Source organism: Vannielia litorea (genome assembly GCF_018424695.1).
Classification (GTDB): domain Bacteria; phylum Pseudomonadota; class Alphaproteobacteria; order Rhodobacterales; family Rhodobacteraceae; genus Vannielia; species Vannielia litorea_A.
On record NZ_QTNQ01000121.1, the window covers coordinates 1 to 8,578 of the forward strand.

Sequence of the window (8,578 nt, forward strand, 5' to 3'; positions counted from 1 at the left end):
AAGAGACAGGGCATAAAGCGTCCAGCCGGTGTCGGGGGGCGGTGTGGTGCCGAGGCTCTCCATCAGCAACAAGATGAGCCAGGCGAAGGCGGGCAGGGCGAGCGCCAGAAGAGCCGCGCCCCAGCGCAGAGGGCCGCGAAAGGCGAGACCCAACAGCAGTGCGGCAATCGCCACATGCACACCCCATTGGCTGTAGTATGGGCCGATCTCCGCCGTCATGGCGCCGTTGTATCAGCCAGGCGTCGCGCGGCAAGCGGTGCTTGACCCCTGCCGGGGTGCTGGTAGAGACGCGGGCATACGAGAAGGACCGACGAGATGAACCTGTTTGCCGATATCCGTGCGCTTGTGGTGGCCGAGCTTGACGCCATGATGGCCGAGGGCGCGCTGCCCGAAGACCTCGATCTTGCCAATGTGACGGTGGAGCCGCCACGCGATGCGGCCCATGGCGATATGGCGACCAATGCGGCGATGGTGCTGGCCAAGCCCGCCAAGGTCAACCCGCGCGAGATTGCAGCCACGCTGGCCGAGCGGCTGGCGAGTGACGCGCGCATCGCGCGGGCCGAGATTGCCGGGCCGGGGTTCATCAACCTTGCGCTCGCAGGCGAGGTCTGGGGCGGCGTGGTGAAGGCGGCGCTGGCCGACCGGTGGTCTTATGGCCGCTCTGATCTTGGCGATGGCAAGCGGGTGAACGTGGAGTTCGTCTCGGCCAACCCGACGGGGCCCATGCACGTGGGCCACACGCGGGGTGCCGTCTTTGGCGACGCGCTGGCGAGCCTTTTGGCCTATGCGGGCTACGAGGTGACGCGGGAATATTACATCAACGACGGCGGCGCGCAGGTGGATGTGCTCGCCCGCTCGGTTTACCTCCGTTACCTCGAAGCGCACGGGCAGGATGTGGCGTTTGAAGATGGCACCTACCCGGGCGATTACCTGATCCCGGTAGGCGAAGCGCTGAAGGACAAGGTGGGCGACGCCTTTGTGGGCAAGGGCGAGCAGTTTTGGCTGGAAGAGGTGCGCGACTTTGCCACTGACGCGATGATGGGCCTTATCCGGAAAGACCTGAAGGCGCTGGGCGTCGAGATGGATGTGTTCTTCTCCGAGAAGAGCCTCTACGGCACCGGCAAGATCGAGGCGGCGATTGACGACCTCAAGGGCAAGGGCCTGATCTACGAGGGCAAGCTGAAGCCGCCCAAGGGCAAGCTGCCCGAGGACTGGGAAGCGCGGGAGCAGACGCTGTTCCGCTCGACGGAATATGGCGATGACGAGGACCGCCCGGTGCAGAAGGCCGATGGCAACTGGGCCTATTTCGCCCCCGACATCGCTTATCACTACGATAAGGTGCAGCGCGGCTTTGACGAGCTGATCGACATCTTCGGGGCCGACCATGGCGGCTATGTGAAGCGGATGAAGGCCGCTGTCGCCGCGCTGAGCGAAAACCGCGTGCCGCTGGATGTGAAGCTGATCCAGCTGGTGAAGCTGTTCAAGGACGGGCAGGAGTTCAAGATGTCCAAGCGGGCGGGCACCTTTGTGACGCTGCGCGACGTGGTGGACGAGGTGGGCGCGGATGTGACCCGCTTCGTGATGCTCACCCGCAAGAACGACGCGCCGCTCGACTTCGACTTCGCCAAGGCGTTGGAGCAGAGCAAGGACAACCCTGTCTTTTATGTGCAATACGCCCATGCCCGCGTGCGTTCGGTGATGCGCAAGGCCGAGGCGGCTGGCTGGAAGCTGGACCCGGTGACGATGCTCGACCAGGACCTTGATACGCTGCATGAGGCCGAGCTGCCGGTGGCGCGCAAGCTGGCGGAATGGCCGCGGCTGGTGGAGATTGCGGCGCGGGGCCACGAGCCGCATCGGATCGCCTTTTATCTCTACGAACTGGCGCAGGCCTTCCACGCGCTCTGGAACCGGGGCAACGACACGCCGGAGCTTCGGTTCTTCCAGGAGGGCAACGAAAGCGCCTCTTTGCCGAAAATCGCCATGGCGAAGGCCGTTTCCGTTGTCATTTCGTCCGGTCTTGGTATCCTGGGTGTAACCCCGGCGGAAGAGATGCGCTGAGCCTTTCAGGCCCGCGCCACCGATCGGGGAGGCAGGCAAGCGAGCCCAGCCCCGGGAAGAGGGCGGGCCGAGAGAGCGAGGCGAGCATGGATCATCGACCCATGAGTGAGGTCGTGTGGGAGCCGGAAGGCGCCGCACATCACGGCCATGAGCAGGTTCAGGACGAGACTTGGGATGACACCCCCGGACGGGGCGCAGCCGCCGCCAAGGCCGTGAACATGGCCGGTGCGGCGATGAGCCTGGCGTTGATCGTGGGGCTGGGTATCTGGGGCTACAGGATCGTGGTGCGCGACGTGACCGGCGTGCCCGTGGTGGCTGCGCTGGACGGCCCGATGCGGATTGCGCCGGAAGACCCGGGCGGCGAGGTGGCTGACCACACCGGCCTTGCCGTCAACGACGTGGCCGCCGAGGGCGAGGCCGCAGACCTGCCAGACGAGATCACCCTGGCGCCCGGCCCGGCGACCCTGAGCGAGGAAGATCTGCCGCTGGCGGCGATGGTGCAGCGCGAGGTGGAGGCTGCCGAAGCCGCCGCCGAGGAGGTGACGCCAGCGAGTGAGGCCGCCGATGGCGAGTTGGTGGAGCGCGAAATGGCTGTGGCCGCGAACCTGCCGGACGATGTGGACCCCAACGATCCGGTTGCCGTGGCGCTTGCGCTGGCGGGGCAGGTGAGCGAGGGCGCGGAGCCGCTTTCGGGCGGCGAGGCGGGGGCTGCGCCTGAGCCGGTGGATCCGGAGAAGGCGAAGTTGGCCAAGCTGCCGGGCGTGAAGCGCTCTCTGCGGCCCCGCCTGCGGCCTGCCGGGCTGGAAGCCCCCGCGCCGAGCGCGGAGGCGCAGAAGGCCGCGCCCGTGGTGCCCGAAAGCGCCGAAGTCGCGCGGGCCGAGGCCGTGCCCGCAGGCACGCGCCTGGTGCAGCTTGGCGCCTTCGAGAGCCCCGAGGAGGCCGCGCAGCTTTGGGCCAGGCTGGCCGGGCAATTCGACAGCCTGATGGTAGAAAAGAGCCGCCTGATCATGGAGGCCGAGAGCGGAGGGAAGACCTTCTATCGCCTGCGGGCGCAGGGCTTTGCCGACCTCTCCGACGCGCGCCGCTTCTGCGCCGCGCTCGTGGCCGAGCGGGCCGAATGCATTCCGGTCGTCGCGCGGTGAGGGGCGCGATAGAGATGTGCGCGATGGGCGGCGCGCGGTGAGTCAGCGTCCTGCGCGGTTGTCTCCGTACATCTTCGGGTGTGACGGGCCGGAGGTGACGCCTGAGGAGGCGGCGCTTTTTGCGGATGTGAGCCCTGTGGGCTTCATCCTCTTCAAGCGCAACATTGTGCACCCTGAGCAGGTGAAGGCGCTGACCGCCGGCCTGCGCGACGCGGTGGGCTGGGAGGCCCCGATCTTCATCGACCAGGAAGGCGGACGGGTAGACCGCATGGGGCCGCCCCATTGGCGCAGTTGGCTGCCGCCGTTGGACGAGGTGGCGCAGGTTGGCACCGCGCGCGCCGCACGGGCGATGGAGCTGCGCTACAGGCTCATCGCGGATGATCTGCGCGCCATCGGGATCGACGGCAATTGCGCCCCGATGGGGGACATTGCACAGGCAGGCACCCACCCGGTGCTGCGCAACCGGTGTTACGGGGAAACCCTTGAAACGGTTGTGAAAGCTGCGCGCTCGGTGGCCGATGGCCTGCTCGCGGGCGGGGTGTTGCCGGTGCTCAAGCACATCCCCGGCCATGGCCGCGCCACCATGGACAGCCACCATGAGCTGCCCCGCGTCTCGGCCTCCGCCGAGGACCTGCGGGTGACCGATTTTGCCGCCTTCGAAGCCCTGAACGATCTGCCCTTGGGCATGAGCGCCCATATCGTCTACGAGGCGCTGTCCGGCACGGCGGCCACGGTGGACCCGGCGATGATTGCGCTGATCCGCGAGGAGATCGGCTTTGGCGGGCTGCTGATGACCGACGATCTGAGCATGGAAGCGTTGGATGGCGCGTTGCCGCAACGGGCCGAGGCCGCACTGGCGGCGGGCTGCGACGTGGTGCTCTATTGCAAGGGGGTGTTCTCCGAGCTGAAAGCGTTGGCCGGGATTGCCGAAGATATGAATGAAACAAGCCTTGCGCGGGTGGATGCCGCCTTGGAAGCCCGCCGCACGCCTGATACCATCGACAGGAGTGCATTGGAGGCCGAACACGCGGCCTTGTTGAAAGGGCAGGCGGCAGATGGCTGAGGATGGGGCCACGGGCTTTGGCGATGTTTCCGACCGGCTGGCCGCCGAGGCGCTGATCGTCGACGTGGATGGCTTCGAGGGCCCGCTGGACCTGTTGCTGACGCTCGGACGCACCCAGAAGGTGGATCTGCGCAAGGTCTCGATCCTGCAACTGGCCGAGCAATACCTGGCCTTTGTGGAGAAGGCCAAGCAGCTGCGCATCGAGCTGGCCGCCGACTATCTGGTGATGGCCGCCTGGCTCGCCTTCCTGAAATCCAAGCTGCTGCTGCCGCCCGACCCTTCGGAAGAGGGCCCGAGCGGCGAGGAACTGGCCGCGCATCTGGCCTTCCAGTTGGAGCGGCTTTCAGCGATGCGCGACGTGGCCGCGAAGCTGATGGCGCGCGACCAGATGGGCCGCGACTTCTTTGCCCGGGGCATTCCCGAGAGCGTGGAGCGGGTGCGGCGCGTGACCTACACCGCCACGCTCATGGACCTGATGAAGGCCTATGCCCGCACGCGCACCAAGGACGAGTTTCGCCCCTACATCATGGACCGGGAAAACCTGTTTACCATGGAGCAGGCGCTGGACCGGCTGCGCGGCCTCATAGGCTATGCGGGCGAGTGGACCAACCTGATGACCTACCTGCCCGAGGGATGGGAGAACGATCCGGTGCGGCGGCGCTCTGCCACCGCGGCCACGTTTGCCGCCTCGCTGGAGTTGGTGAAGCACGGGCACCTGACGATCCGGCAGGAAGACACCTTCGCCCCGATCCAGATCAAGCTGAAGGAGGTGCCCCGTGGTTGACCTGCCCGATGATCTGGAGCCAGTGGAGGAAAGCCTGTTCGAGGCCCCGCCGATGGGTGAGCAGGAGCGGATGGTGGAGGCCATTCTCTTTGCCAGCGCCGAGCCCGTCACCGTGGCCGAGTTGAACGCGCGGATGCCGCACGGGGCCGAGGCTGCTGTTGCGCTGGAGAACCTGCAAAAGCGCTACGAGGGGCGGGGCGTGGAGCTGCGGAAGGTGGGCGAGGCCTGGGCCATGCGCACGGCCTCCGATCTCGGCTTCCTGATGCAGAAGGAGACGGTCGAGACGCGCAAGCTCTCCCGCGCCGCGATCGAGACACTGGCCATCGTGGCCTATCACCAGCCCGTCACCCGCGCCGAGATCGAGGAGATCCGGGGCGTGAGCGTGAGCCGGGGCACGGTGGACCAACTGCTGGAGCTGGAGTGGATCCGCTTCGGCCGCCGCCGCATGACGCCGGGCCGCCCGGTGACTTATGTGGTGACACAGGATTTTCTGGACCACTTCGGCCTGGAATCTGCTCGCGACCTGCCGGGGCTCAAAGAGCTCAGGGCCGCGGGCCTGCTCGACAGCCGCCCGCCGCCGGGCATGGTCGGGCTGGGAGACGGTGAGGACGAGGCGGACGACAGCCAAGACCAAGACGAACTTTTCAGAGAGGAAGACACAGATGAATAGCATTTTATCGCAGATCTGGCGCACGATCGTGATGCAGTTCTCCGACAAGGCCCGCCACGCGATGAACAGCAAGATGAGCCAGGGCATGAACTCGGCCCGGGACAGCATGCTGGGCAATGGCAAGAAGGACGACGAGTGAACGCCGGCCAGCTCATCAACATGGTGCTGCGGATGCTGATGCGTTCGCGGCGCCGCGCTGGCCGCAACGGCGGCATGGGCGGCGCGAAGGGTGGCAACGCGGAACGCCGCAAGCTGCGCTCGGCGCTCAGGATCGGGCGGATGTTCGGGCGGTTCTGACGGCGTGGTGGGTTTCACCCGCCCGACAGCTTGACCCTTCCGTGGGGCCGGGATAGGCCACGCGCATCATGGCCCGCGCCCCGCTTCTGCAACTCTCCGACATTTCGCTCACCTTCGGGGGCAACCCCGTTTTCGACGGGGTCTCTCTGACCGTGCAGCCCGGCGACCGGGTGGCGCTGGTGGGGCGCAACGGCTCGGGCAAATCCACGCTGATGAAGGTGATGGCGGGCCTCGTGGAGCCCGACGCGGGCGAGGTTGTGGCCGCCCCCGGTGTGCGGGTGGGCTACATGGAGCAGGAGCCCACGATGGCGGGCTTCGCCACGCTGGGCGAATTCGCCGTGAGCGGGCTGGACGAGAGCGAGGCCTGGCGGGTTGAGGCGGTGGCCGAGGGGCTGAAGTTTGGCCTGGACACGCCGGTGGAGGCCGCCAGCGGAGGGGAGCGGCGCCGGGCCGCCCTGGCCAAACTGCTTGCCGAGGCGCCCGAGCTGATGCTGCTGGATGAGCCCACCAACCACCTTGATATCGAGGCGATTGCGTGGCTCGAACGGGAGCTGTCCGAAACCCGCGCGGGCTTCGTCCTTATCTCGCACGACCGGGCCTTCCTCACTGCGCTGACCCGGGCCACGCTCTGGATCGACCGGGGCGAGGTGCGGCGGCAGGAGCAGGGCTTTGCCGCCTTCGAGGCGTGGCGCGACAAGACCTGGGAAGAGGAAGATACGGCCCGTCACAAGCTCAATCGAAAGATCAAGGCTGAAGCGCGTTGGGCGGTGGAGGGCATCTCTGCCCGGCGCAAGCGCAACATGGGCCGGGTGCGGGCCTTGCAGGAACTGCGGGCCGAGCGGGCGGGGCAGGTGCGCCGCAAGGGCGTGGCGGCGCTGGAGCTGGAAGAGGGCACGAAGAGCGGGAAGGTGGTGCTGGAAGCGCAAGGGATTGCAAAGCGTTACGGCGAGAAGCTGATCTTGCGGCCCTTCGACATCAAGCTCACCCGCGGCGAGCGCGTGGCCTTTGTGGGCCCCAATGGCGCGGGCAAGACGACGCTCATCAACATGCTCATTGGCAAGACCGATCCCGATGAGGGGCGCATCAAGATGGGCCATGGCGTGGAGATGGCGGTGTTTGACCAGTCGCGCGCCGCGCTCGACCCCGACGCGAGCCTTTGGGAGAACCTCGCGGGCGATCCGGCGATGCGGGTGAGCGGGCAGGCCGATCAGGTGATGGTGCGGGGCCAGCCGCGCCACGTGGTGGGCTACCTGAAGGACTTTCTCTTCGACGAGGCACAAGCCCGCGCCCCGGTGCGCTCGCTCTCGGGGGGCGAGAAGGCGCGGCTGCTGCTGGCCCGGCTGATGGCCCGCGAAAGCAACCTGATGGTGCTCGACGAGCCGACCAACGACCTTGATATCGAGACGCTGGACCTGCTTCAGGAGGTGCTCTCGGACTACCCCGGCACCGTGCTGCTGGTGAGCCACGACCGCGATTTCGTCGACCGCGTCGCCACCCGCTCGGTAGTGCTGGAGGGCGAAGGCCGCGCGACGATTTATGCGGGCGGCTGGTCGGACCTGGTAGCGCAGGGCGGCGGGCGCTGGCAGCGCGCGGCGGATGTGGCGGAGAAGAAGCCTCAGCCAAAGCCCGCGCCTGCGCCGGAGAAGGCGAAGGCTGGTGGCCTCAGCTTTACCGAGAAGCACCGACTGGAGGCCTTGCCTGCCGAGATCGAGCGGCTGGAGGCCGAGATCGGCAAGCTCACCAAGTTGATGAGCGATCCCGAACTTTTTACCCGCGAGCCGGTGAAGTTCAGGAAAGCGACAGAGGCGTTGACCGAGCGGCAGGCCCGGCTTGAGGCTGCCGAAGAGGAATGGCTGGTGCTGGAGGAAAAGGCTGCCGGGTGAGCCCGGAGGCCATGAAGGGCGTCAGCCGAGAATCTCGGGCAGCAGGCGGCTGGCCTCCTCGCCGGGGCTGGTGAGTGGGGCGCGATCCTCACCGGGGAAAAACCGCGCGCGGGTGCCGGTGGGCATGGCGCGCGGCTCCAGCACCAACACGCGGGGCCCGGTGTTGACGGTTTCGGCTTGCCAGCCGCGCACCAGTGCCATCTGGGCGGACTTGGTCGAGCCGTAGTGGCCAAAGAACTTCTGCCCGCCGCGCGGATCATCGAAGAAGACGGCGGTGCCTGAGCGCGCCAGCAGCAGCGGCTCGACGAGCGAGATCAGCCGCCGGGTGGCGGTGAGGTTGGTGTCGAGGCTCTTTTGCCAATCCTTGTCATCGAGATGCGCGGTTGGCCCGAGGGGCGCGGCGTGCACGGCGGTGTGAATCCAGAGGTCGAGCCCGCCCCAGCGGCCCGCGATGGAATTGACCAGCTGCTCCATGGCGGGCTCTACCGCTATGTCCATGGGGGCCAGCGTGGCCGCGCCGCCGCGGGCGCGGATGCGGTCATCGAGCTCTTCGAGCGCGCCGGTGGTACGGGCCACGGCGATCACGTGGTGGGTGGGCGCGAGGGCCTCTGCGAGGGCTGCGCCGAGGCCGCGCGAGGCGCCGGTGACGAGGGCTGTCTTTTCCATGGGGCGGGTGTGGCG

General features: G+C 67.4%; 10 protein-coding genes. 8 read left to right on the top strand and 2 right to left on the bottom strand.

Annotated features, from left to right (window positions below):
- A partial coding sequence (locus tag DYI42_RS22220; RefSeq protein ID WP_213549096.1) for a hypothetical protein occupies positions 1 to 219 on the bottom strand: 219 nt, incomplete at its 3' end.
- Positions 220 to 315: 96 nt separating this feature from the next.
- On the opposite strand from DYI42_RS22220, the gene argS reads away from it, so the two are divergent.
- The 8 genes from argS (at position 316) to DYI42_RS22260 (ending at position 7,897) form a co-directional block, all read left to right on the top strand.
- Entirely contained in the window at positions 316 to 2,058 is a 1,743-nt protein-coding gene (gene argS, locus DYI42_RS22225; RefSeq protein WP_213549097.1) for an arginine--tRNA ligase, read from the top strand.
- A gap of 101 nt (positions 2,059 to 2,159) precedes the next feature.
- Positions 2,160 to 3,200 carry an SPOR domain-containing protein gene (locus DYI42_RS22230; protein ID WP_213549098.1) on the top strand — a complete coding sequence of 347 codons (1,041 nt, stop codon included), beginning with the start codon at positions 2,160 to 2,162 and terminating at the stop codon, positions 3,198 to 3,200.
- 37 nt (positions 3,201 to 3,237) lie between these two features.
- The gene (locus DYI42_RS22235) at positions 3,238 to 4,263 is read left to right on the top strand and encodes a glycoside hydrolase family 3 N-terminal domain-containing protein (RefSeq protein WP_342344724.1); all 1,026 of its coding nucleotides are present in this window, start codon (positions 3,238 to 3,240) and stop codon (positions 4,261 to 4,263) included.
- A complete protein-coding gene (locus DYI42_RS22240; protein ID WP_213549099.1) occupies positions 4,256 to 5,047 on the top strand; it encodes a segregation and condensation protein A in 792 nt (263 codons plus the stop codon). The genes DYI42_RS22235 and DYI42_RS22240 overlap by 8 nt, the downstream gene beginning before the upstream one ends.
- 52 nt (positions 5,048 to 5,099) lie before the next feature.
- A complete protein-coding gene (gene scpB, locus DYI42_RS22245) occupies positions 5,100 to 5,717 on the top strand; it encodes an SMC-Scp complex subunit ScpB (protein WP_213549104.1) in 618 nt (205 codons plus the stop codon).
- Positions 5,710 to 5,856 (top strand): hypothetical protein, encoded by a 147-nt coding sequence (locus DYI42_RS22250; protein WP_213549100.1) that lies wholly within the window; start codon positions 5,710 to 5,712, stop codon positions 5,854 to 5,856. The genes scpB and DYI42_RS22250 overlap by 8 nt, the downstream gene beginning before the upstream one ends.
- Positions 5,853 to 6,014, top strand: coding sequence for a hypothetical protein (locus DYI42_RS22255; protein ID WP_213549101.1), 162 nt, complete (start codon positions 5,853 to 5,855; stop codon positions 6,012 to 6,014). Before DYI42_RS22250 ends, DYI42_RS22255 begins: the two co-directional genes overlap by 4 nt.
- A 68-nt stretch (positions 6,015 to 6,082) precedes the next feature.
- A complete protein-coding gene (locus DYI42_RS22260; RefSeq protein WP_213549102.1) occupies positions 6,083 to 7,897 on the top strand; it encodes an ABC-F family ATP-binding cassette domain-containing protein in 1,815 nt (604 codons plus the stop codon).
- 21 nt (positions 7,898 to 7,918) lie between these two features.
- On the opposite strand, the gene DYI42_RS22265 is transcribed toward DYI42_RS22260, so the two are convergent.
- The gene (locus DYI42_RS22265; protein WP_213549105.1) at positions 7,919 to 8,563 is read right to left on the bottom strand and encodes an SDR family NAD(P)-dependent oxidoreductase; all 645 of its coding nucleotides are present in this window, start codon (positions 8,561 to 8,563) and stop codon (positions 7,919 to 7,921) included.
- Positions 8,564 to 8,578: the final 15 nt, after the last annotated feature.